We start from the raw sequence: 23949 nt of genomic DNA on the forward strand, positions 1-23949 counted from the left end.
GTCGACGGGACGTCGGACGGAGCGGGAGACCGGGAAGCCCGGTGCGGGCCGTCGGACCTCGGTCCGGCCCTCCCCCACCCCGTCCGTCGTGACCGACGCGGCGGTCCGGTTCAGCGGGCCGCGCGTATCAGAGCCGTCAAGGGCTTCAGCACTGGCTGGTGCACTTGGTGGTCGGGCAGGCGACGGCGGACACCAGGGTGACGATGGCGCAGCTCCAGGTGGTACCGCCGTACACGTCCGCCTCGCCCATCTCGACGAGCTCGAACTCGTCGTAGCCGCCGAGGACGTCAGCCTGCGTCTTCTCCATGGTCTTCTCCTTTTCGCATTTCTCCGGAAACACGCCCGGAACTCGCCTGGCGAATACCGAACGCACACCCTCCGTGTTCGGAGGACGCCTCCCAGTCTGTCCGCCCATAATTCGCCGAACGCATAGACCCGACGCCCCCGTACGCACACACTGAAATACACCGGAAAATGCATGGGCCCCCACGCATTCGCGTGGGGGCCCATCCGTGGGAACTGTGCGCAAACCCGTCAGACATCCCGCCGCACAGTCACCCAATGCCCAAGTCCCACCGACCCGACCGCCCACACGGCGAGCACACCCAACCCGGACCACGCCCCCAGCACCTCGTCGCCCCCTGAGCCGCGCAGCACCATCCCCCCCGCCACATCCGGCAGGAACCGTGCCACCTCCCCGACCCCCGGTATGTTGCTCAGGATCGTGGAGAGCATGAAGAACAGCGGAAGCAGAATGGACAGCGCCGCCGCCCCCGACCGCAGCAGCGTCGCCACCCCCATGGAGAACGCCACCAGCAGCACCGTATAGAGCACCGCCCCCGCCACATGCCCCGCCGTGGCGAGTCCCGTCGGCGCCCGGTGCTCCCCGATACCGCTCTGCACGATCAGGAAGGCCGGCACCACGCCCACCACCGCCAGCACCCCGCTGACCAGGCTGACCAGGCTGACCTTGGCGTAGTAGAACCGGGCCCGGTCGGGGACGGCCAGCAGACTGCTCCTGATCGACCCCGACGCGTACTCGCCCGTCACCGCGAGAATCCCCATGATCACCAGAACGATCATCCCGAGCGGTACGGCCGACAGGCCGAGCCCGACCGGGTCGAACCCCGGCGCCGTCAGCTGCCTTTCGCCGGGAACCATCCCGTAGACGAAGGCCAGTCCGATCATCAGGACGAGATAAACCGCCGGGGACCATTTCGGAGACCGCAGCGTCGTCAATTTGACCCATTCCGCGGCCACGGCATGCTTCATCAGAACCCTCCCATCGAAGCCCGGTATTCAGCGTGTTCCTGGGTCAGCTTCATAAACGCCTCCTCCAGCGAACCGGCGGAAGCGGTCAGCTCGAAAACGGCAATATTCTCCGCGCTCGCGACAAGCCCGACCTTCTCCACGGACGCCCCGCTCACCGCCAGCGTCGCGTCGTCCTGCCGCACGGACTCGATGCCCTGCTCCCCCAGTGCCCGCCGCATCCCCTCCGGATCGGCCACCCGGGCCAACACGGTCCTGTCCGAGTGCGCGGCGACGAACGCGTCCACGGGGGTGTCCGCGAGCAGCCGGCCCCGGGCGACCACCACCAGGTGGTCGGCGGTCACCGCCATCTCGTTCATCAGATGGGAGGAGACCAGCACCGTCCGCCCCTCCGCGGCCAGCCCCCGCATCAGCTCCCGGATCCACCGGACACCCTCGGGGTCGAGCCCGTTGACCGGCTCGTCGAACAGCAGCACCTCGGGGTCGCCGAGCAGCGCCGCCGCGACGCCGAGCCGCTGCCCCATGCCGAGGGAGTAGCCGCGCACCCTCTGCCGGGCCACCGCGAGCAGGCCGACCCGGTCCAGGACCTCGTCGGCCCGGGTGGCGGGCAGGCCGTGGGAGGCGGCCAGCACCCGCAGGTGGTTCCGGGCGCTGCGGCCGGGGTGCACGGCCCTGGTGTCGAGCAGCGCTCCCACACGGGTCAGCGGGCGCGCCAGGCTCCGGTAGGGGACGCCGAAGACGGTGGCCCGGCCCGCGGTGGGCTCGTCCAGACCGAGGATCATGCGCAGGGTGGTGGACTTGCCTGCGCCGTTGGGGCCGAGGAATCCGGTGACCTTCCCCGGGGTCACGGAGAACGACAGACCGTCCACGGCGACCTTCGCGCCGTACCGTTTGGTGAGGTTCTCGACCTCGATCATCACAGCACCTCTCGTCCTTGAACAGTCGTGACCGGACGGCCATGCCCACCGGCCCTCATACGGCCCCCGCCACCGGCTCCGCGTACAGCCCCGCGTACACCCCGCCCAGGGCCAGCAACTCCTCGTGCGTCCCCCGCTCCACGATCCGGCCGCGGTCCAGTACGTGGATCAGGTCCGCGTCCTGGATCGTCGCCAGCCGGTGCGCGATGACGATCTGCGTGGCGCCGGTCTCCGCGATGATCCGGGAGACCCGCCGCTCGTTGGCGGTGTCCAGCGAGGCGGTCGCCTCGTCCAGGACGATGACCCGCGGCCGCTGCAACAGCGTCCGCACGATGGCCAGCCGCTGCCGCTGCCCGCCGGAGAAGTTGGAACCCATCTCGGACACCAGGGTCCGCAGCCCCATCGGCAGTTCCTCGACGAAGTCGAGGATCCCCACGGCCGCGCAGTACTCCCGGACGGTGGCCTCGTCGATGTCCTGGCCCAGGGTCAGGTTCTCGAGGATGGTCCGGTTGTGCAGGTGCACCTCCTGCGGGACGTACCCGATCTGCCCGCGCAGGAAGTCGGTCCGGTAGGCGCTCATGGGGTGGCCGCAGAACTCCACCGCCCCTCCGGTCGGCTGGTGGAGCCCGCAGACGACGCGCCCGACGGTGGACTTTCCAGAACCCGACGCGCCGACGAACGCCACCTTCGCGCCGGCCGGGATCTCCAGCGACACGTCCTCCAGCACCGGCCTGCTGTGCCGGGTGTAGCGGAACGACACCTCCCGCAGCCGTATCGAGGTGTCGTGGAGTTCCGTGAGGGGCCCGCCCTCCGGCTCGCTCTCGTGCGCCGTGATGTCGCTCAGCCGGCTCACGTAGCGGGAGGTCTCCGTGATCTCCGTCAGCATCTGGAAGACGGACGTGCTCAAGGCGAAGAAGGTGCCCGCCACGGCCTGCACGGCGATGGCCGATCCGATGGTCACCGTCCCCCGCGACACGAAGTGCAGGCCGGCGAGCAGCAGCGCCAGCGGGCCGAACATCTGCGTGGTGGCGGCGATTCCGGAGATCCAGCCCTGCTGGATCCGCATCCGGGTGCGCATCGCGTCCAGCGAGGCGCCGTAGGTCGCCTCCCATTCGTCGGCGAACCGGCCGGCGTAGCCGCCCATCTTGATGGTGGGGACGGACACGATGGCGTCGAGCTGCGTGGACTGGGAGCGGGAGAGCAGCGCGAGCTCGGTGTCCGTCACCTCTTTCACCCGGTGCCGGCTCAGCCACAGGAAGCCGGCGTTCAGCAGGAACAGCGCGAGCGCCAGAAAGCCGATGCGCCACTCGGTGACGAACAGGTAGACGCCGATGCAGGCCAGCGTCCCCACGTCCAGGACACCCTGGGCGATCCGCGAGGAGAGCAGGTCCCGGACGCTGTTGACGGTGTTCAGGCGGAACAGCAGCTCGCCGGGCTGCCGGGTGGCGAAGAACTTGTACGGCAGGGAGAGCAGTCTCCTGAAGACATGGCTCATCAGGTGATGGCCCGTCACGGCGATCAGTCCCGCCAGCGCGGCGGTGCGCAGCATCCACAGCAGCAGGTAGCCGATCGCGGCCGCCGCCACCGCCCCCGCGATCAGCCCCGTCTGGGACAGGTCGCTCCAGGCGTCGTCCCGGTCGACGGCCCATTTGGTCAGCGCCGGTATGCCCAGCACCGCCGCGTAGGAGCCCAGCGACAGCAGGGCGACCAGGGCGATCCGGCGGCCCGCCCGGGCCGGGACCAGCGGCAGCGACCGCCAGTGCCGGAAGGCGGGGAGGGACTGCCGGATGAAGTCCGGGCCGGGGGAGGCCGCGATCACCACCTGGGAGAAGCCGGCCTCCAGCTCGTCGCGGGTGAGGCGCTTGCGGCCCACGGCCGGGTCCATCACCCAGGCCGTCGTGCCGTCGAAGCGCTCCAGGACCAGGAAGTGGTGGTCCTCCCAGAAGAGGATCACCGGCTCGGTGAAGCCCCGCAGGGCCTCCACGCTCCGGGCCCGGAACGCCTTGACCTCCATGCCCCTCGAGCGCAGGAAGTCCGCGAGCTGCTTGGCACCGAGTCCGTCCCGGCCGGCTTCCAGGTCCTCCCGCACGGTCCGGAAGTCCTCGGTGCGGCCGTGGTACCCCAGCACCGCGACGCAGCAGCACAGCCCGCACTCCGTCTGGGTGACCTGGGTGACGGAGGGAACCCGGTGGCCCATCAGAGGGCTCCGTGCCAGATCGGCGACACCCGGTGCCGCGCGTCGTCGAGGCGGCCGAGCAGGTGCAGCAGCACACCCGAGGAGCCCACCATGGCGCTGTCGGTGTGCGCGTAGCGGGAGCCGGTGTCGGCGAGCTTCTCCGCGACCACGTCAGGTCCCAGCCGGCGCGCCTCGACGGCGGCGGCCCGCTCCGACAGCTCCTGGTCGTCGCCGGCGATCCGGCGGACCACGTCGATGTTGCCGAGGTCGCCGTGGCACCAGGTGAGGTTACGTCCGAACCCCTGCCGGAAGGTGTTGTCGAGGGCCGCCTCCAGGCGCTCGGCGGCCCGTTCGTCCGCTGTCCGGGCGGTCACGGCGGACAGCGCCATGGCGATGCCGGCGGCGCCGTGGCACCAGCCGGTCGAGAACCGGCCCGGGAAGGCGGAGTTGGTGGACCAGTTCCGCTCCTGGGGCACGTAGAAGGACTCCAGGCGGTCCGTCAGGACGCCGATGGCGGCGTCGACACGGTGTCCGGGGTGGTCGGGCAGCGTGGCGAGGGCGTGCAGGACTCCCGCGACGCCGTGCGCGAAGCCCGACTGCTCCCACCAGGATCCCGACGGTTCCTCCACATGGCCCAGCAGCCGGCCGGTGAGCCCGTCCAGGGCGTCGAGGCTGTGGTCGCCGCCGATCGAGGCGACCATCGTGGCGATGCCGGAGATCCCGGAGATCACCTCCGGGGTGTTCTCGGGGCCGAGCTGCTCCACGACCAGCGGCACGGCGTCCTGTGCCGCCTTGACCCAGCCCGGCTCCCGCAGGATTCGCCCGGCCTCGCACAGGGCGAACAGCAGGCCGGTGGTTCCGGTGTAGGCGCCGGCACCGCTCTGCCGGATGCTGCGCAGCTCGTAGACGCCGTCGGTGAGGATGCCGGCGCTGCGCTCGAAGACCTGGCGTGCCACCCGCTCGTAGCGTTCGTCGCCGAAGTGGGCCGCGGCCGCGGCCAGGGCCAGCGCGGGGCCGGTGCGTCCGGTGTACAGGTCGTACCCCAGCACGCCGGAGGGCCAGGGCCGGGCGGCCTGCGCGGAGGCCAGCGGGCCGATCCAGGTGGCGGGGAGATGACCGTACTGGTCGGGGAGGCTGCCCGCGGTCAGGGCGTCGGCCAGCGACCGGGCGAGCCGCTCCAGGCCGGTGCGCTCTCCGGTGGAGGCCCGGCCGTTCCAGGCGGTCCCGCCGGAGAGGTGGTTGTCGGGGAAGCGGGAGCAGAAGGCCGAGTGGAGCAGCCGTAGCTGCCGCCTCACCGCCTGCTCGTCGAGCGCCGCGGCCTTGGCCAGCGCCCGGGAGAGCGGGGTGCGGTCGAGCCGGACGCCGGTGTCCTCGCCGTCGCAGTCGTGGACGGTGGTACCGGTGGCGGGCACGGTGAAGTAGGGGACGTCGCGTTCGGCCATCTGCCGCAGTTCCGAGCCGACCAGCCTGCGGTCGGAGAACCGGGAGGGGATGGCGATCCTGTGCAGCAGGGCCTGGGCGAGCGCCGGGTCGGCCATCGCGGCGGCGGAGGCTGCCATCCGCAGGATCTGCGCGTACTGCGACGTCGGGTTGTGGATGTAGCGGAGGCGCATGGCCGGAGCGAGCTCCTCCAGCAGGGTGGTCCACCAGGAGGGCCGGCGCATCACCGCCTCGCAGACCTGCCGGAACCCGTCGGCCATCTGTCCGGCGAGCCCGTGGATCTCCTGTTCGGTGCTCTCCCGGACCACGGTGGAGCGCTGCTCGGACGGGCGGGCCTGGAGGTGCACCCGGATCCGGTCGGTGAAGGGGTGCTCGAAGACCATGGTCTTGAAGGGGGAGACGCCCTGGTTGTCCCCGCCGAGGAAACCGAGGTCGACGTAGCCGGAGTCCTCGTTCTTGCCGGCCAGGACCAACGGGAGGATCCCGATGCCGTAGACGCTGCGGCCGATCTCGTCGTACGCGTTGCCCTCGGCCTCCGGGGTGGGGCCGGTGTGCACCCGGGAGGGGTGCAGCAGCGTCTCGAGGTCGATGGCCACCGGGCCCCGGCGGGTGGGCAGGATGTTCTCGAAGTGCATGTCCCGCGCGTCCAGCAGGTAGAACACGGCGGCCAACTGGCCGCAGGCCCGCATGAACGGCACGCTGAATCCGCCGATGTCCTGCTGTTCGACGTACTCGACGTACCCGTACCCGTCGCACACCAGGGTGCGGGCGGCGGGCAGTGCGCAGCCGGCCTCCGCGTTGACGCGCTCGACGACGGTCCCGAAGGCCGCCTCGCAGGAGACGTCCCGAGGCTTGTAGACCAGGCGGGCCCCCGAGGCGAACGTCAGGATGCTCACCGCCCTGCCGTGGGCGTGCGAGTCGCCGTCGGCCCCGCCGATGGACAGCAGCGGGTCGCCGGGGGCGATGCCGGAGAACCGGGACACCTCGTCCCGGTCGGCGTGGAGGCGCCGGACCAGTTCGCGCGCGGCCTCGCGGGCGTTGCGCACCACATGGCCGGCCGCGGAGCGGAGCACCGGGAACGGCTCCAGGGCGTCTCTCCACGCCCGGGTGACGAAGTCCTGGTAGCGCTCGTGCGGGGTCGCCCCCCGCAGCAGCCCGTCGGTGGAGGCCTTGTTGACCGCGGCGACCAATGTACGGGTCGCCACGTCGCGGAGCCGGGCCTCGGCCCGGCCGAGTACCTGGAGCGTGAAGGCGTCCAGGTCGGCTACGGCCTCCGTGAGGTCCTCGGGGAGCAGCCTGCCTGCAGCCGGCAGTGCCAGCTGCCGGATCACGCGCTGGAACGGATACTCCTCCGGCTCCAGCGACCAGGCGAGCGCGGCCGGCGAGGAGGCCTCTGGAGCGACGTCGGACGGAGCCGAGAGCTTGACGTGGACGGCGGGCGCGAAAACGCCGAGGGGTTCGATGGTTTCGCGGATTTCGACGCTGTCGAGTTCCGGGTAAAGCTTCGCGGGCGAGATCAATGCTCCGGCTCCCTGCGCGGAAGATGATAGATTTCCACGTTGCGCCGGGGGCGGGGAGCATGAGCCGCTCCCCGCCCCCGGTCAGTGCTCAGCCCTTCGGGCTCAGCTGCAGTTGGGCTGGCACTCCTTGGTCAGCGTGCACCAGCCGCCCTTGTTGCCGAGGAAGTCGGACAGCGAGAACGTGTTGGTCGAGCACGCGCCGTAGGCGACGCCGTCGAAGTCCTGCTCCGCGATCTCCTCGATGAGCGAGATGTCACCGTCGAAGTTGTTCATGTGAATTCACATCCAATCCGACCGCATATATCCAATGGGCCATTCTGCGGAAACCTACGACCCATGGCTTGTCGCCCGGCTGAGCGACGAGGGAAAGCTATGCGCGTCGATAGCCAGTCCACAACCCGTCGGTTGCCCGGCGGGTCGCAGAAATTCGTTTCCGGCGATGCCGCGCGAGCCCTCGAAGATGCCGTTGACCTGTGGCTTTGATGCCATCTGGCCGAATCCTGCCAGGGTGCTGGCAACTTGGTGCAGTTCATTTCCCGGCGGATTCGTGCGCGGTCGTATGCGCGACCGGATGCACTGGATATGCGCGGCGAATAGGAGCCTGAATGCGATCGGCCAATTTCCGCTCGCGGTACTTTCGTGGCCGTAGATCATCTCCGTGACACGGCCGGCCGGTCCGCACCCGGCAGGAAAAACCGCAACCAGAGCCGCTGTCCATTCCGCGGGCTCCTGTGGCCGAGGTCCGGCGCGCGGGCCCACCGGAGACTCCAGGACGGCCGCGCCGCTCGCCGGGAGTCCGCGAGCTGCCCGCCCCCGGAGGCCGCTCCTGGCCGCCGAGGACGCGAGGACCGTATTGCCGGCGGTTGCCCCAGGCGCTCGTGGCCCGGCCCCGTCCCCGGGCGGTGCACACCGCTGGAGAGCCACCCGGCAAGACGCGCACCGCCCTGCGAAGAACTGCGCGGCGTGGAGGGCGCGCTGAGCGCGATGGCAGAGCTCGAAGCGGACCTGACCGGTTCCGGGACCGCGCGGAAGAGCAGGCCCTCGTCCGCGGACGCATCGACGCTCACCTCGGTCAACTCGCCGACGGCACCGGAGAAAGCTGCCTCGACCAACGACGCGCCGCTGTGGCTGTCGCCGAGCGCCGGGTCGCCAACCTTGAAGCGGAACATCCAGTGCACCGCTGCCACCAGCGGAAACGGCAGATGGCGCGGCGCGATCCAGCACCGATCCAGCACGGTGACGGGTTGCCCCGTACGTCAGCCCCTGGCCCCGTTGCGGAACGTCGCGTAGACCTCTCGGATCCCGGTCAAGAACTCGCCGGCGTGCTCGGAACGATCGGGTTCCCCAACCACCGGGTCCTGGCCGGTACTCGCTCCCCGCGCATCACCAGGGACGCGGGCCCCACCACCGTGCCGGCCGCCAGCAAGGCACCGGGCAACGCGATGGAGTGCGGCCCCAGCGTGGCTCCCCCGTCCAGTCGGATCTGGTCCAGCTGCAGCACCCGGTCGTGGAAGAGGTGCGTCTGCACCACGCAACCGCGGTTGACCGAGGCTCCATCCCCGATGCGGACCAGGTCGGTCTCGGGCAGCCAGTGGGTCTCGCACCACACGCCGCGGCCGATCCGGGCGCCGAGCGAGCGCAGCCACAGGTTGAGGAACGGGGTACCGAGCAGCAGCCGGCCGAGCCAGGGTATGGCCAGTTCCTCGACAAAGGTGTCATAGAGCTCGTTCCGCCAGACGAAGGAACTCCACAGTGGGTGGCGGCCTGTCCTGAACCGCCCCACCACAAGCCATTTCGCCGCAGTGGTGGCCAGACAGGCGAGTACGCCCGCGCACAGCACCACCACTCCCGCCAGGGCCGCGGCCACCAGCAGCCCGTAGCGTACGGCGAGCACCTGGAGTGCTACTGCGGCCAGGCTGCCGATGAAGGCCGTACCCATGATCGGTACGAGCCTGCACGCCTCCACGGCTGCCCGGGCGAGCACCAGTCTCCGCGGCGGCGCCCAGGTCCGTCCGGGATCCCCCTTCTCCCGTACCCGGGGCAAGGAGAAGCCTGGTCTGCCCAGCCAGGACGATCCGGGTTCGGCATGCGCGGGGACATCTGAGAGCACCCCGACCAGGGCGTCTTGGGGAAGCTCCCGGCCCGGTCTCACGATCCCGGAGTTGCCGACGAAAGCACGCCGCCCGACGCAGGAGAAGTCCAGCCGGAGCCAGCCGCCACGCAGTTCGAACGGTGCCACCAGGGTGTCATCGGCAAGGAACGCCTGGTCGCCTACCCGCATCAGTGCCGGCAGCCCCATCACGGTGGAAACCTCCGCCCGCCGCCCGACCCTGGCCCCGAGCAGTCGCAGCCACAACGGAGTCAGCAGGCCCGCGTAGAAAGGGAAGAGCGAGGTCCGGGCCATACCCATGAGCCGTGAGACCAACCAGGCGCACCAGGTGACCCTGCCACACGTGGGATGGTACCCGGGAGTCAGAACTCGGCCCGCGATCCGCACCAGCACCACGGTCAGCGTCGCATAGCAGCCCATCGCCGGCAGGACGAGCAGCGGGGTCAGCAGCAACAGGTCGAGCGTTATGGCGCCGAGGCCGTGTTCGTCGCCCACGAGACGGTTCAGGAGCAGCAGCGCCGGCAGGGAGGCCGCCAGTGGCAGCAACCCCAGGGCCGACAAGGCCGCACTGTAGGCCAGTTCCCAGCGCCGTGAGCGTCGCCGGACCGGCTGCGGCCACCCGTGGCCCGCGCGCGGAGCACCGGATATCCGCCGTGCCGGTGAGCCGTACCACCGCTCGTCCGCAGGCACTTCGCCCTCTACACAGCTGCCGGGTGCGACATCCGCTCCGCTGCCCACCTTGGCACCGGGCATCAGCACGCTGCGGGCGCCCACTCGGGCGCCGTCCCCGATCTCGACCCGGCCCAGACGGAGCACGTCGCCGTCCAGCCACCAGCCGGCCGCGTCCGCCTCGGGCTCCAGAACACATCCGGAGCCGAAACGGGCCATCCCGGTCACCGGCGGCATGGCGTGCAGATCCACGCTCTGCCCCACCGCGCAGCCCAACGCCTTGGCGTAGCGGGCAGCCCAGTGAGTGCCGAGCAGTGAGGTCATACCGAGTACGGTCCCCATTCGTTCAGCCGCCCACAGCCGCAGGTGCACCGAGCCGCCACGGGGGTGCGTACCGGGTCGGAACCCGGCGGTGAGCAATCGGCCGACGGCCGCCCCGATCACGACGCGGCCGGGGGCGCTGTACAGAGCCAGCCAGCCCGCAGCGATCAGCCACCATGAGCCCTGTGGGGTCCAGGACCGCGGACCGAGGAGATTGTCCAGCGCGGCCAGTACGACCAGCAGCCGTATCCCGACCACAGCGCACAGCACGGTCACCACCACGAGCTGCACCGCACCGGTCCAGCGGGGAGTGGGCAGGATCGTGCGCCCGAGCTCGCCGCCGCCCCCCAGTTCATCCAGCCGTGCGGCGAGGTCCGACAGCCGGGGACACAGGTAGACATCGGTGACGGAAACCCCGGGGACGCGTTCGCGCAGTGTCGACACCAGCTGCGCGGCGGACAGGCTGGTACCGCCGAGAGCGAAGAACTCGCTCTCCTCCTCGGGGCGGATTCCGAGCAGGCCCTCCCAGAGGTCGGCCAGCCAACCTGCGGTGCCGGTCGGCCCTGGGTCCGCCCCCGGGGTGGTAGCTGTCGGCGTGGCATGCTGCCCAAGCAGCGGCCAGGGGAGGGCGTCACGGTCGACCTTGCCGGACGTGCGGGTGGGAAGACCGTCGACGACAGTCAGCAGGGGCACCAGCGGCCGGGGCAGCCGGGCGAGCAGCAGGCCCCTGGCGGCAGCGGTATCGAAGTACTGGCGGCCTTCCCCCTGCAGGACCAGGTATCCGACCAGGATCTGGCCGCCCGCCCGGGTGGCGCGTACGGCGGCCGCGGCGGCACGTACCCCGGGCAGCGACTGGAGCGCGGCATCGATCTCGCCGAGTTCCACACGGCGGCCGGACAGCTTCACCTGCTCGTCCGCCCTCCCCACGTACACCAGTCCCAGAGGATCGGCGCGAACCAGGTCGCCGCTGCGATAGGCGCGGAGGCTGCGCAGAAAAGGGTGCGGCCGGAACTTCTCGGCGTCCTTGGCAGGGTCCAGGTAACGGGCCGTCCCGACCCCGCCGATCACCAGCTCTCCGATCTCGCCCCAGGCCACGGGCTGGTTGTCCGGGCCCACGACGGCCAGTTCGCAGCCCGCCAACGGTGCGCCGATGCGCACGGGCTGACCGGGGACCAGCCGGGCGGCACAGACCACCACGGTGGTCTCCGTGGGACCGTAGGTGTTCCACAGCTCGCGCTGCGGAGCGGCGAGCCGGTCGACCAGGTCGGCGGGGCACGCCTCTCCGCCCAGGACGAGCAGCCGCACTCCCGTGAGGCACTCGACCGGCCACAGGGCGGCCAGGGTCGGAACAGTGGAGACCACGGTGACACCGCGCTCCAACAGCCACGGCCCCAGATCGGCACCGGCTCTGACCAGCGAGTACGGCGCCGGAATCAGACAGGCACCGTGGCGCCATGCGAGCCACATCTCCTCGCAGGAGGCATCGAAGGCGACGGACAGCCCGGCCAGCACCCGGTCCCCCGGCCCCAGCGGTCGGTGCCGGAGGAACAACTGTGCCTCCGCGTCCACAAAGGCAGCAGCCGAGCGGTGGGTCACGGCCACGCCCTTGGGGCGGCCTGAGGTGCCGGAGGTGAAAATGACCCAGGCGTCGTCGGCCGGCCGCGGCTGACCCGCCTGGCCGTACGGCACACGGCCGGGGACCAGACGGACGGTCCCGCTTTCGCCGATGACGGCGCAGACCTCCGCGTCGGCCCAGACGACCGCGGCACGCCGGTCCGGGTCCTCAGCGTCCACAGGGACATAGGACGCGCCCGCGCGGAGCACCGAGAGCACGGCGGTGTAGAGGTCCACGGTTCCGGACGGCACCTGGACTCCGACCCGGTCCCCCACGCCGACACCGAGCACAGCGAGGTCACGTGCCAGCAGGCCGGCCCGGTCCCACAGCTCGCGATAGCTGAGGACCACGCCGTCGGCGTCGAGCGCGGGTGCGTCGGGGTACCCCCGTACGGACGCCTCCAGGATGTCGAGCAGGGTACGCGGGGGCATGGCCGGTGCGGCGGCCCAGACCGCGCCCAGCCAGTTCCGCCGGCGCTCCCGGGAGCCCTCCTCGCCGTACCTGTTGGCAGGTTGAGATGGCCGTCCGCCTGGGCCGGGCCGCGGATGTTCCCGGTGAGTCCGACCCGGCTCCTGGGGCGACTCGGTCATCCAGATTCCTTACGGCGGGGGCTCGACGCGCTCCATGAACACACACGGCGGGCGTGGGAAGGATGCGGGGCTCACGGGCGGAAAGGGCCAGGGGAGGCGCTGCACCGAGCGGGACGGCCCCAGCCGCGCGGGCACTGCGGCGCCACAGTCTCTCTCAGCTCCAACGGCCCCATATGAACACACGCCTTTCGGGCCCGCATCCTGTGCACGCGGAGATGGCGGGGGCGTGTCCCGGCGGGCCGTGTAACCGGGGATGCCCCTCAGCCCACGCGCGTCCTGGGCAGGTGCATCGTTTGCTTCACGCCCAGCGAGTCTCCGTGGGTCACGGACCCACCGGTCCGGCCGGCCCTCTCGTGCAGCTCCTGCCAGGGGCTTGAGCCTGCGGCCAGGCGCATCGTCACCGTTTCGCTGTGGTGATCGGGCATGGGTCGAGCACCTGGGCTGCCTCGATGGGGCGCGGCACCTCAGAACCATCCGACTTCGATCCAGCGCGGTACGGATTCCGAGGGACGACACCGTCCAGCGCATCGGAGCCGCTTCTCCTTGGAACTCCTAACGAAGTGCGAGGTTCTTGAGTCGCCGCCGGCAGATGATGCCGCAGGCGAGATCGAGGAAGGCTTCGTGGATGTCGTCGCGGATCTCCCAGCGGATGCGTAACCGGCGGAACCAGTGCAGCAGCGCGGAGCTCTGCTCGACGACCCACCAGCGGACATCCAGCCCCGAGCCGTGTATCGCTGCCGCGCCACGCGATGACGGGGGTGATTCCGACCGCCCGGACCTGCTTGCGGTACTTGTCGTGGTCGTGGCCGCGCTGCGGGTCGGCGAGCGGTCCGTGGAGCGGTGGCGCCTCCGGTGTCACGAGCGCGGCGAAGCGGGAGCCCTGTCGAAGGGTTCGCCTGGGCGGCCGAAGCTCAGCGGCACGCAGATCGCCAGGCTGGAACGGGAGCTGGAACGCGGGCCGCCGGCCCACGGCTGGGCCGACCGGCGCTGGACACCGGCCCGGATCAAGACGCTGATCGGCCGACTGTTCCACGTGAGCTGCACGGTGAAGGGCACCTGACAGCTGCTGAAGCGGCACGGCTGGTCCTGGCAGCAGCCCGCCCGGCGGGCGATCGAGCGCGACGACCAGGCGGTCGAGGTCTGGAAGAAGGAGACCTGGCCGCGGGTAAGAGCACCGCGGCGGCGTGCGACGGCCGGATCGTCTTCGAGGACGAAGCCGGCCGGTCGATGACGCCGCCGCGCGCGAGGAGCCGGGGACGCAGGGGCCGCACGCCGGTGGTCCGGGTCCGTGGGCGGGGCTCGGGCCGGGTGTCCATGGCCGGGCCGACCTGCTACAAGCCGGGAAAGCGGTCCCGGATGTTCTCCTCGGTCCACGAGCACCGGGGCCGCAAGGGCGAGCCGAAGGGTATCGGCCGGCGCGACCTGCGGGTCAGGGCACACATCCAGCTCGGCGGCCCGATCGTGCTCGTGTGGGACAACCCGCGCATGCACCTGGTCGAACCGATGCGCCGGTTCATCGACGACCATGCGGACTGACCCACCGTATTCCAACTTCCAAGTTGCTCAACGGACTTGAACCACCAGGAGGGCATCCGGTCGCCGGTCAAGCGCGACATGGAAACCTTGCCGCGGCCGACCTCGGTCAGATCACCCGGACCGTCAAGCGCAGGCTCAAGCAGATCCAGTACAGCCCGGACCTGGTCGACGGGTACCTGGCCGGCACCGGCCCGATCGCGAACGGCTGACCGGCATCACGCATTCGAGTGCAGTACCCGACCCACTGGACCAGCATCGCCACACGTGGGGATCGCAGCCACGACCGGCCATGGCGCACCAAGCGGAACCCGGCCTGTCGCAGATGTCGGAGTTCAACGCGGCGCAGTCAGCACCAAGTCAGCACGGGAGAGGCGGGAAGGGGTGCCGACATGGGATTTCAGTCAGCACGAAACCGGCACGGGAGTCGGCACCGCACCACCAAGAGGTGCCTGATCAGTGCAATCCGGACAGCCATTCATCAGACCCCTCGAAGGCCTTCGGCAGGGTCACCACAGCAGGCCATGGAGGCCGGGCGCACACGGCCCACCCGAACTATGGTGTCCCACCACATACGCCCCTGACCTGCGTCTTCCTACGGTGTGGCGACACCGAAACGTCCCCGCACATGCCTGGAAGTGGTGCACATGGCCGCCGCAACAACCGCTCCGACGCCACCCGGTTCCCTCAAGCGCATCGTCGCCGCCAGCCTCATCGGCACGACCATCGAGTGGTACGACTTCTTCCTGTACGGGTCGGCCGCCGCGCTCGTGTTCAACAAGCTGTTCTTCCCCGAGTCCGATCCGCTGGTCGGGACGCTGCTCTCGTTCCTGACGTACGCGGTCGGATTCGCGGCGCGGCCGCTCGGCGCGCTCGTCTTCGGGCACTACGGGGACCGGCTCGGGCGGAAGAAGCTGCTGGTCCTGAGCCTGCTGCTGATGGGTGGGGCGACCTTCGCCATCGGGCTGCTCCCGACGCACGCGACCGTGGGCTCCGCCGCCCCGGTGCTGCTGACGACGCTTCGGCTCGTACAGGGCTTCGCGCTCGGCGGCGAGTGGGGCGGCGCCGTCCTGCTCGTCTCCGAACACGGCGACGCGAAGCGGCGCGGCTTCTGGGCCTCCTGGCCGCAGACGGGGGCGCCGGCCGGGCAACTCCTCGCGACCGGTGTGCTGTCCGCGCTGACCGCGCTGCTCTCCGACGCCGCCTTCGCCTCCTGGGGCTGGCGCGTGCCCTTCCTGCTCTCCGGCGTCCTGGTGGCCGTCGGCCTGTGGATCCGGCTCTCGGTCGACGAGTCGCCCGTCTTCAAGGCGGCGCTGGCCGCCGCCGAGGAGCGCAAGGCGGCCGCCGGGCAGGTCGAGAAGATGCCTCTGGTCGCGGTGCTCAGGCACCACTGGCGGGACGTGCTGATCGCGATGGGCGCCCGCATGGCGGAGAACATCTCGTACTACGTCATCACCGCGTTCATCCTGGTGTACGCGACCACCCAGGTCGGGCTGAGCAAGCAGACCGCCCTGAACGCCGTCCTCATCGCCTCCGCCGTCCACTTCGCCGTCATCCCCGCCTGGGGCGCGCTCTCCGACCGGATCGGCCGCCGCCCGGTCTACCTGATCGGCGCGGTCGGCGTCGGCGCCTGGATGTTCCCGTTCTTCCTGCTCATCGACCACGGCAGCTTCGGCTCGCTGCTGCTCGCCGTGACGGTCGGTCTGGTCCTGCACGGGGCGATGTACGCGCCGCAGGCGGCCTTCTTCTCCGAGATGTTCGCGACCCGGATGCGCTACTCGGGAGCCTCCATCGGCGCCCAGTTCTCCTCCGTCGCCGCCGGGGCCCCCGCGCCGCTCATCGCGGTCGCGCTCCTCGACGACTACGACAGCTCGACGCCGATCGCCCTGTACGTGATCGCCGCCGCGCTGCTCACGATCGTCGCGATCGCCTGCGCCCGCGAGACCCGCGACCGCGACCTCGGCGAGATCCGGGAGCGGAGCTCCGAGGACGCCCGGGTCGGCGCCGACGCCTGATCCACGAGACGAGCAGGGCCCCGCACAGGTGCGGGGCCCTGCTCGTCATGTCCCCGTGACCGCGTCCGACAGGGCGTGCAGACGCAGGGCCAGCTGGATCTCCAGGGCGCGGGCCGGGGACTGCCAGTCGGGGCCGAGGAGCCGGCCGACGCGCTCCAGGCGCTGGGCCACCGTGTTGACGTGGACGTGGAGTTCGTCCTTGGTACGGGCCGGGCTCATGCCGCTGGCGAAGTAGGCGTCCAGGGTGCGGACCAGCTCGGTGCCGCGCCGCCGGTCGTACGCGACGACCTGTCCGATCGTCCGGCCCACGAAGCCGTCGATGTCCCGGCCGTCGGCGAGGAGGAGGCCGAGGAAGCCGAGGTCCTCGGCGGCCGCGCCCTGGCCCGAGCGGTGCAGCAGGACGAGCGCGTCCAGGCAGCGGCGGGCCTCCTGGTACGCGACGGCCACCTGGTCCGGCCGGTCGAGGAGGGTCCGTACGGGCGCGGAGGCGCCGACGGTGACGGGCTCGCGCAGGGTGCCGCCGAGGCTCCGCGCGGTCTGGCGGGCGAGATCGGCGGCGCGCTCCCCCGGGCCGAGCGGCAGCAGCAGGACCGTCCCGCCGTCGCGGGCCGAGGCGAGCCCGTGCCGGGTGGCGGCCAGGTGCGAGGCGGCCGACCACAGGCGCTGGCGGTCGGCGCTCTCGCGGCTTCCGGCGTCGGGGTCTGCGGCGTCGCCGGCGGCCCGGTCGATGCGGGCGGCGAGCACGACGTGCGGGGCCTCGCTGTCGGTACGGAGGCGGGCGGCGCGCTCGCGCAGCAGCCCCCGGTCCCGGTCGGGGGCGTCGAGGAGGTCGTCGAGGAGCTCGCCGCGCACCCGCTGCTCGGCCTCGCCGGCCGAGCGGCGGGCGAGCAGCAGCAGGGAGGTGACGAGGGCGGCACGCTCCAGGGTGCGCTGGTCGACGGGGTCGAGCTCGGGCTGGCCGTGGAGCACGAGCGCGCCCAGGGTCTCGCCGCCGGCGGACACGGCGGCCACCCAGTCGTCGCCCTCGCGGACCGCGTGGCCCCCGGCGCGGCGGGCCGCGCCCGCGCCGGTCTCGGTGAACTCGACGGTGCCGCCGAGGACCTCGGAGACGGCGTCGGCGACGTCGTGGACGCCGCCGCCGTGCAGGACGAGCTCGGAGAGCCGGTCGTGGACCTCGGAGGCCCGCTCGATGACCGCGCTGTGCTCGCGGATGATGTCGTTGGCCCGTTCCAGCTCGGCGAGGGCGGAGCGGGTCTCGGCCAGCAGGTTGGCGGTGTCGATGGCGACGGCGGCGTGCGCGGCGAAGGAGGCGAGCAGCGCGACCTGTTCGCGCTCGAAGACCCTGGCCCTGCGGTCGGCGGCGAACAGCACGCCGATGACCTGGCTGCCGAGGCTGAGCGGCACGCCGAGGATGGCGACGAGGCCCTCGTCCCGTACGGCCGCGTCGATGGTCCGCGTGTGCTGGAAGCGCGGGTCCTCGAAGTAGTCGTCGGTGACGTACGGGCGGGCGGTCTGGGCGACGAGGCCGCCGAGCCCCTCGCCCATGCCGAGGCGCACCTGCTGGAAGCGGGCGGAGACCGAGCCCTCGGTGACCCGCATGTACGTGTCGCCGGCGGTCGGGTCGTTGAGGCTGAGGTAGGCGACCTCGGTACCGAGGAGCGAGCGGGCGCGCTGCACGATGGCGCGCAGCACCGCGTCGAGGTCGCGGAGTCCCGCGAGGTCGTGGGCGGTGGCGAACAGTGCGGACAGCTCCGCCTCGCGGCGCCGCCGCCCCTCCAGTTCGGCCCGGACCCGCAGCGCGAGCTGCTTGGCCTCCTCGAGCTCCGCCAGCGCCTCGGGGCCCGCGCCGCTCGCTCGGGCGAGCAGCACGGGCCGGTCGTAGGCCTCCGTCCCTGCTCCCCGGGCGAGGAGTTCCAGGTAGGAGACGTGTTCGTGGGACATGGACACAGGGATACCTGCCGGACGTGTGGTCGCACCACCCCTGTGGACGAGCTTCACAGGGGGCTTCCTCAGTGGGCGGTCCAGCCGCCGTCGAGGGTGAGGGAGGTGCCGGTGATGAACGAGGCCTGGGGGCTGCAGAGGTAGAGGACGGCCTCGGCGACCTCCTCCGGTTCGATGAGCCGCTTGAGCGCCGAGTCCTTGAGGAGGACCTCGGCGAGGACGCGTTCCTCGGGGATGCCGTGGGCGGCGGCCTGGTCGGCGATCTGCTTCTCGACGAGCGGGGTGCGGACGTAGCCGGGGTTGACGCAGTTGGAGGTGACGCCGTGCGGCGCGCCTTCGAGGGCGGCGGTCTTGGAGAGGCCCTCCAGGCCGTGTTTGGCGGCCACATAGGCGGACTTGAACGCGGAGGCACGCAGCCCGTGGACGGAGGACAGGTTCACGATCCGCCCCCAGCCCTGGCCGTACATATGGGGCAGGGCGCCGCGGATGAGCCGGAAGGGCGCCTCCAGCATCACGGTGAGGACGGTGTGGAAGACGTCCGGCGGGAACTCCTCGATGGGGCGGACGAGCTGGATCCCGGCGTTGTTGACGAGGATGTCGGTGCCGGCGGCGGCCGCCTCCGCGGCGTCCAGGTCGGTCAGGTCGAGGAGCCGGGCGTCGAGGCCGCCGGGGAGGCCGCGGGCCTCCTCCGCGAGGGTCTCCAGGCCCTCTGCGGCCCGGTCGACGGCTCTGACCCGGGCCCCGGCGGCGGCGAGCCGCAGCGCGCAGGCGCGCCCGATGCCGCCGGCCGCGCCGGTGACGAGCGCGGTGCGGCCGGTGAGGTCGAGGGCGAGGCCCGCGGCGCGGGGCAGGGGCGAGGCGGGGTCGGCACCGGGCTCGGTGCCGGGTTCGGTGATGGGGGCGCTCATGTTCCGCACCCTATGAACGGGCCCCTGCCCCACCGATGTGCGCCGGGCCCATAGTTCAGCCGGTTGCTGTGGTGCGGAACCATGTGGGTTCGTCGGCGAGCGCCTTCTCTATCCGCAGGTGGGAGAAGCGCTTCATCTCCGGGAGCGCGTCCACGTCGAACCAGCCGACCTCGGTCGACTCCTCGTCGTTGACGCGCGCCTCGCCGCCGACCGCGCGGCAGCGGAAGGCGACGTCCATGTACTGGCAGATGTCGCCGTTGGGGTAGACGACGGGCTTGCGGAGGGTCTCCACGAGCACGATCCGCTCGGGCACGCAGTGCACCGCGGTCTCCTCGAACACCTCGCGGACCACGGCGTCGGCAGGCTGCTCCCCCGGGTCGACGATCCCGCCCACGAGCGCCCAGCGGCCGTTGTCGGCCCGCTTGCCGAGCAGGACCCGGCCCCGGTCGTCGAAGACGACGGCGCTGACGCCCGGCAGGAACAGCAGCTGGTGACCGGCCGTCTCGCGCAGTTCACGGATGAAGTCAGGAGTGCCCATGCCCCGACCCTAGATCATCCACGGACCGGGGCCGGGCCCTCCGTCAGGCCGCCGGGGTCCGGCGGGCGCGGACCGCACGGGCGCCGGCCCAGCCGAGACCCGCCACCGCGAGGGCCGCGAGCAGGGCCTCGGGCAGGGTGCCGAGGCGGGTCGCGGGGGTCTGCGAGGACCGCAGCGGCACCTTCTCGACGAGGACGTCCGGGGTGAACATCTTCGTCTGCGCGACGATCTCGCCGTCGGGGCGGATGACCGCGCTCACGCCGCTGGTGACGGGCACGACGACCGACCGGCTGTGCTCGACCGCGCGCACCCGGCTCATCGCGAGCTGCTGGTAGGTCATCTCGGTGCGGCCGAAGGTGGCGTTGTTGCTGGGGACGGAGATCAGCTGGGCGCCGTGGGTGACGGTGTCGCGCACGGCCCAGTCGAAGGCCGCCTCGTAGCAGGTCGCGAGGCCCACCTTCGTACCGGCGAGGTCGAAGACGCCGACCTTCGTGCCGGGGCCGAAGTCCCGGCTGACGCGGTCGACGTTGCTGTTGAAGATCCGTACGAAGGACCGCATCGGAATGTACTCGCCGAAGGGCTGGACGTGCCGCTTGTCGTACGTGGCGACGGGGCCGCGCCGGGGGTCCCACTGGATGAGGGTGTTGCGGAGCTTGCCGGTCTCGGGGGCGATGACGGCGCCGATCACGGTGGGCACGCCGATCGCCTTGACGGCGCCGTCGATGACGTCGGCCGCGTCGGGGTTCGCGTACGGGTCGATGTCGGAGGAGTTCTCCGGCCACAGCACGAAGTCGGGCTGCGGCTCGCGGCCCTCCTCGACGGCCTGGGCGAGCTCGCGGGTGCGGGCCACGTGGTTGTCGAGGACGGCGCGGCGCTGGGCGTTGAAGTCGAGGCCCAGGCGGGGCACGTTGCCCTGCACGGCCGCGACGGTCGCGGTGCCGTCCTCGGCGGAGTCGTCGACGAGGGGCAGCGCGGCGAGGGCGCCGGTGACGGGCACGAGGACCGCGAGCGCGGCGGCGGCGAGCGGGCCGCGCGGGACGGTGCCGGTGGCCTTGTACGCACGGAACCGCCGGACCGCCTCGTACAGGCCGAAGCCGCACAGGGCGACGGCGAAGCCGAGCACCGGGGTGCCTCCGACGGCGGCGAGCGGCAGGAACACGCCGTCCGCCTGTCCGAAGGCCACCTTGCCCCAGGGGAAGCCCCCGAAGGGCACGCGCGCGCGTGCCCCCTCCCCGAGGATCCACACCCCGGCGGCGAAGAACGGCCACCAGGGGAGCCGGGAGACGGCCGCGATGCCGAGGCCTGCGGCGGCGACGAAGAGCGCCTCGACGGCGGCGAGGGCCAGCCACGGACCGGCGCCGACCTCCTCGCCGGTCCACACGAGGAGCGGGAGCAGGAAGCCGAGCCCCGCGAGGTAGCCGAGGCCGAACCCGGCGCGGAGCCGGCGGCCCCGCAGGGTCCAGCCGAGCAGCGCGAAGGCGGGCAGCGCGAGCCACCACAGGGGGCGCGGGGGGAAGCTCAGGAAGAGCAGGAACCCGGACAGCAGAGCCGCCCCGGGCCGCACGAACCGCCGCAGCCGGGAGCCCGGCGTGGGTACGGTGTCGGGACCGGGCGCTTCGACGGGGGTGATGGTGGCGCTCACCTTGGGGAGTCTACGTGTCGTCCCTGTGCGGGAGGAGGGTGGTACGGCCCGGTGCGGAGCGTCTCCCGGGCGGCTGTACGGGGGTGTCCCGCCCTCCCGGTCACACCCCGGTCGGGGCGGGCGGCGCCGGAGGGGCCGGGTGGCGCAGGCGGGCGCGGATGACGCGTACCGCGGACTCGGCGTCGTCGACGGTCACGGTGAAGGTGAGGCCGTCGCCGAGGCGCAGGACCAGGGCCTCGCCCCGCCGGACGATGACGGCGGTGCCCTTCTCGGGCCGCCAGCGGTAGCCCCAGCCGCCCCACTGGCGCGGGGTGACGCTGGGCGCGAAGTCGGCGCCGACGACCTGGGCGAGCGGGATGCGGCGGCGCGGCACGCCGATGTGGCCGCAGCGGACCTCCATGGCGCGGTCGTCGACCTTCACGGCGACGTGGACGAAGGCGAGGGTGCCGAAGAGGACGAGGAGTCCTGCGGCGACGCAGCCGATCACCGCCATGAGGAGGGCGGCGACGCCGGAGGTCCACGGGGACTCGACGGCGAGGGTGATGCCGAGGGCCATGCAGGCGGCGCCGGCGGCGGCCGCGACCCACTGGAAGCGGTTGGTCGCGCGACCGGTCCAGACGGCGGGTGCCGGCTCGTTCCGGGAAAGCTCCCTCATGAGGGGAGAGTACCCGGGATCGGCGCGGTCAGCGCGCCGGAGCGAGGTGGTCCGGTGACGCTCGGTGCGCGGCGGCCGTGGCCGCGAGGGCGCGGCCCTCCGCGTAGCCCAGGGCCGGGGCGGGGAGCTGTCCGGGCCGTCCGCTGAGGAGGACGGAGAGGGTGCCGGTGGGGTCCGCGTCGGGCGCGGGCTCGGCGCCGATCCGGCGCAGGGCCTGGGCGGCGACGGCGTCGGCGGAGCCGTGGAAGACGATCGGCGGGAGCCCGGCCCGGCGGCGGGCCTCCAGGGCGGCGACGATCCGCTCCTCGACGAGTTCGTAGTGGGTGCAGCCGAGGACGACGGCGCGGACGTCGGTCGGGGTGAGCGCGGCGGCCGCGGCGACGGCGGCGTCCACGGCGTCCGGGTCGGCCTGCTCGACGGCGTCGGCGAGCCCCGGGCAGGGCACCTCGGTGACCTCGGCGCCGTCGGCGAAGTCGCGGATGAGTCCGCGCTGGTAGGCGCTGCCGGTGGTGGCGGGGGTGGCCCAGATGGCGACCTTGCCGCCGGCCGCGGAGGCGGGCTTGATCGCGGGGACGGTGCCGATGACGGGGATGTCCGGTTCGAGGGCGGCGCGCAGGGCGGGCAGGGCGTGCACGGTGGCGGTGTTGCAGGCCACGATGAGGGCCTGCGGCCGGTGCGCGGCGGCGGCGAGGGCGACGTCGACGGCGCGGCCCGTCAGGTCCTCGGGGGTACGGGGTCCCCAGGGCATGCCGTCGGGGTCGTTGGAGAGCAGGATGTCCGCGTCCGGCCGGAGCCGCCGCACCGCGGCCGCCGCCGGGAGGAGGCCGATTCCGGAGTCCATGAGCGCGATCTTCACCCGGTCACCCTAGCCGATGAGCCGTTCGTCCCCCGCGATCTGGGGCAGACTGCCGCGAATGAGCACCCTTGCCTGGTTCTCGATCGCGTCCCTGGCCGCCTGGCTCTGGCTGCTGCTCGGCCAGGGCTTCTTCTGGCGCACGGACCAGCGGCTGCCGCCGGAGCGGCCCGCGGGTGAGCGGTGGCCGCGGGTGGCCGTGGTGGTGCCCGCGCGGGACGAGGCGGAGGTCCTGCCGCTGAGCCTGCCGTCGCTGCTCGCGCAGGACTATCCGGGGGTCGCGGAGGTCTTCCTCGTCGACGACGGGAGTACGGACGGGACGGGGAGACTGGCCGTCGAGCTGGCCGCCCGGGACGGCGGGCTGCCGCTGACCGTCGTGTCGCCGGGGGAGCCGGAGCCGGGCTGGACGGGGAAGCTGTGGGCGCTGCGGCACGGGATGGCGCTGGCACGCGCGCGGGGACCGGAGTTCCTGCTCCTCACGGACGCGGACATCGCGCACGAGCCGGACAGTCTGCGGCGGCTCGTGGCGGCGGCCGTCGGGAACGATCTCGACCTGGTGTCGCAGATGGCCCGGCTGCGGGTGGCGAGCTTCTGGGAGCGCCTCGTCGTTCCGGCGTTCGTCTACTTCTTCGCGCAGCTGTATCCGTTCCGCTGGATCAACCGTGCACGGCCCCTTGCGACGGCTGCGGCGGGCGGTTGTGTGCTGCTGCGGACGGAGACGGCGGTGGCGGCGGACGTGCCGGAGGCGATCCGGCAGGCGGTGATCGACGACGTGTCGCTCGCGCGGGCCGTACGGCGGGCCGGGGGCCGGATCTGGCTCGGGCTCGCCGAGCGGGTCGACAGCGTCCGCCCGTACCCGGGTCTCGGCGAGCTGTGGCGGATGGTCGCGCGGAGCGCGTACGCCCAGCTGCGGCACAGTCCGCTGCTGCTCGCGGGGACGGTCGCGGGGCTCGCGCTCGTCTATCTGGTGCCGCCGGTGGCCCTGGTGGCCGGCGCGTGGGGCGGGGACGTGCCGGCGGCGTGGGCCGGGGGTGCCGCGTGGGCGGTGATGGCGGGGACGTACGTGCCGATGCTCCGCTACTACCGGCAGCCGCTGTGGCTCGCTCCCCTGCTGCCGTTCACCGCGTTCCTCTACCTCCTGATGACGGTGGACTCGGCGGTACGGCACTACCGGGGCCGGGGCGCGGCGTGGAAGGGCCGGACGTACGCCCGCCCGGAGGCGGCACCGGACCGCTGA

At 72.2% G+C, this 23949-nt stretch carries 19 protein-coding genes; 6 read left to right on the plus strand and 13 right to left on the minus strand.

Features of this window, described 5'->3' with window-relative positions; genetic code table 11:
* Positions 1-145: 145 nt before the first annotated feature.
* From ACFYX3_RS35025 to ACFYX3_RS35055, 7 genes are all read right to left on the minus strand, one after another.
* Positions 146-307 (minus strand): class II lanthipeptide, LchA2/BrtA2 family, encoded by a 162-nt coding sequence (locus tag ACFYX3_RS35025; protein WP_369142740.1) that lies wholly within the window; start codon positions 305-307, stop codon positions 146-148.
* Positions 308-534: 227 nt separating this feature from the next.
* Positions 535-1272, minus strand: coding sequence for an ABC transporter permease subunit (locus ACFYX3_RS35030; protein ID WP_389022441.1), 738 nt, complete (start codon positions 1270-1272; stop codon positions 535-537).
* Positions 1272-2186: an ABC transporter ATP-binding protein gene (locus tag ACFYX3_RS35035; RefSeq protein WP_389022443.1), complete on the minus strand. Its 915-nt coding sequence runs from the start codon at positions 2184-2186 to the stop codon at positions 1272-1274. Before ACFYX3_RS35035 ends, ACFYX3_RS35030 begins: the two co-directional genes overlap by 1 nt.
* A 55-nt stretch (positions 2187-2241) precedes the next feature.
* On the minus strand, positions 2242-4383 hold the full coding sequence (locus ACFYX3_RS35040; protein WP_389022447.1) for a peptidase domain-containing ABC transporter: 2142 nt from the start codon (positions 4381-4383) through the stop codon (positions 2242-2244).
* The gene (locus ACFYX3_RS35045) at positions 4383-7322 is read right to left on the minus strand and encodes a type 2 lanthipeptide synthetase LanM family protein (RefSeq protein WP_389022450.1); all 2940 of its coding nucleotides are present in this window, start codon (positions 7320-7322) and stop codon (positions 4383-4385) included. The genes ACFYX3_RS35040 and ACFYX3_RS35045 overlap by 1 nt, the downstream gene beginning before the upstream one ends.
* Before the next feature lie 102 nt (positions 7323-7424).
* Positions 7425-7595 carry a plantaricin C family lantibiotic gene (locus ACFYX3_RS35050; protein ID WP_382657864.1) on the minus strand — a complete coding sequence of 57 codons (171 nt, stop codon included), beginning with the start codon at positions 7593-7595 and terminating at the stop codon, positions 7425-7427.
* Positions 7596-8628: 1033 nt separating this feature from the next.
* Entirely contained in the window at positions 8629-12468 is a 3840-nt protein-coding gene (locus ACFYX3_RS35055) for a Pls/PosA family non-ribosomal peptide synthetase (RefSeq protein ID WP_389022454.1), read from the minus strand.
* A gap of 955 nt (positions 12469-13423) precedes the next feature.
* On the opposite strand from ACFYX3_RS35055, the gene ACFYX3_RS35060 reads away from it, so the two are divergent.
* From ACFYX3_RS35060 to ACFYX3_RS35080, 5 genes are all read left to right on the plus strand, one after another.
* Positions 13424-13687, plus strand: a complete 264-nt coding sequence (locus tag ACFYX3_RS35060; protein WP_389022457.1) for a helix-turn-helix domain-containing protein — start codon at positions 13424-13426, stop codon at positions 13685-13687.
* Positions 13688-13693: 6 nt separating this feature from the next.
* Positions 13694-13858 (plus strand): winged helix-turn-helix domain-containing protein, encoded by a 165-nt coding sequence (locus tag ACFYX3_RS35065; RefSeq protein ID WP_389022618.1) that lies wholly within the window; start codon positions 13694-13696, stop codon positions 13856-13858.
* Positions 13859-13941: 83 nt separating this feature from the next.
* On the plus strand, positions 13942-14163 hold the full coding sequence (locus ACFYX3_RS35070; RefSeq protein WP_389022460.1) for a hypothetical protein: 222 nt from the start codon (positions 13942-13944) through the stop codon (positions 14161-14163).
* 23 nt (positions 14164-14186) lie between these two features.
* Positions 14187-14372: a hypothetical protein gene (locus ACFYX3_RS35075; RefSeq protein ID WP_389022463.1), complete on the plus strand. Its 186-nt coding sequence runs from the start codon at positions 14187-14189 to the stop codon at positions 14370-14372.
* Between the two features lie 435 nt (positions 14373-14807).
* On the plus strand, positions 14808-16175 hold the full coding sequence (locus tag ACFYX3_RS35080) for an MFS transporter (RefSeq protein WP_389022467.1): 1368 nt from the start codon (positions 14808-14810) through the stop codon (positions 16173-16175).
* Positions 16176-16220: 45 nt separating this feature from the next.
* Here the strand turns inward: ACFYX3_RS35080 and ACFYX3_RS35085 are convergent, their stop codons facing one another.
* The 6 genes from ACFYX3_RS35085 to ACFYX3_RS35110 form a co-directional block, all read right to left on the minus strand.
* Positions 16221-18116: a helix-turn-helix domain-containing protein gene (locus ACFYX3_RS35085; protein WP_389022470.1), complete on the minus strand. Its 1896-nt coding sequence runs from the start codon at positions 18114-18116 to the stop codon at positions 16221-16223.
* Positions 18117-18184: 68 nt separating this feature from the next.
* Positions 18185-19024: a 3-hydroxybutyrate dehydrogenase gene (locus tag ACFYX3_RS35090; RefSeq protein WP_389022473.1), complete on the minus strand. Its 840-nt coding sequence runs from the start codon at positions 19022-19024 to the stop codon at positions 18185-18187.
* A 55-nt stretch (positions 19025-19079) separates the two neighbouring features.
* A complete protein-coding gene (locus ACFYX3_RS35095) occupies positions 19080-19562 on the minus strand; it encodes an NUDIX domain-containing protein (RefSeq protein WP_389022476.1) in 483 nt (160 codons plus the stop codon).
* A gap of 43 nt (positions 19563-19605) precedes the next feature.
* Entirely contained in the window at positions 19606-21204 is a 1599-nt protein-coding gene (lnt, locus tag ACFYX3_RS35100) for an apolipoprotein N-acyltransferase (protein ID WP_389022479.1), read from the minus strand.
* 100 nt (positions 21205-21304) lie between these two features.
* Positions 21305-21859, minus strand: coding sequence for a hypothetical protein (locus tag ACFYX3_RS35105; RefSeq protein ID WP_389022482.1), 555 nt, complete (start codon positions 21857-21859; stop codon positions 21305-21307).
* A gap of 28 nt (positions 21860-21887) precedes the next feature.
* A complete protein-coding gene (locus ACFYX3_RS35110; RefSeq protein WP_389022485.1) occupies positions 21888-22715 on the minus strand; it encodes a glutamate racemase in 828 nt (275 codons plus the stop codon).
* Positions 22716-22773: 58 nt separating this feature from the next.
* Between ACFYX3_RS35110 and ACFYX3_RS35115 the strand changes: the two genes are divergently transcribed.
* Positions 22774-23949 carry a glycosyltransferase gene (locus ACFYX3_RS35115; protein ID WP_389022488.1) on the plus strand — a complete coding sequence of 392 codons (1176 nt, stop codon included), beginning with the start codon at positions 22774-22776 and terminating at the stop codon, positions 23947-23949.

The sequence above is a fragment of the Streptomyces sp. NPDC002463 genome (genome assembly GCF_042889835.1).
GTDB classification, from domain to species: Bacteria; Actinomycetota; Actinomycetes; order Streptomycetales; family Streptomycetaceae; genus Streptomyces; species Streptomyces nymphaeiformis.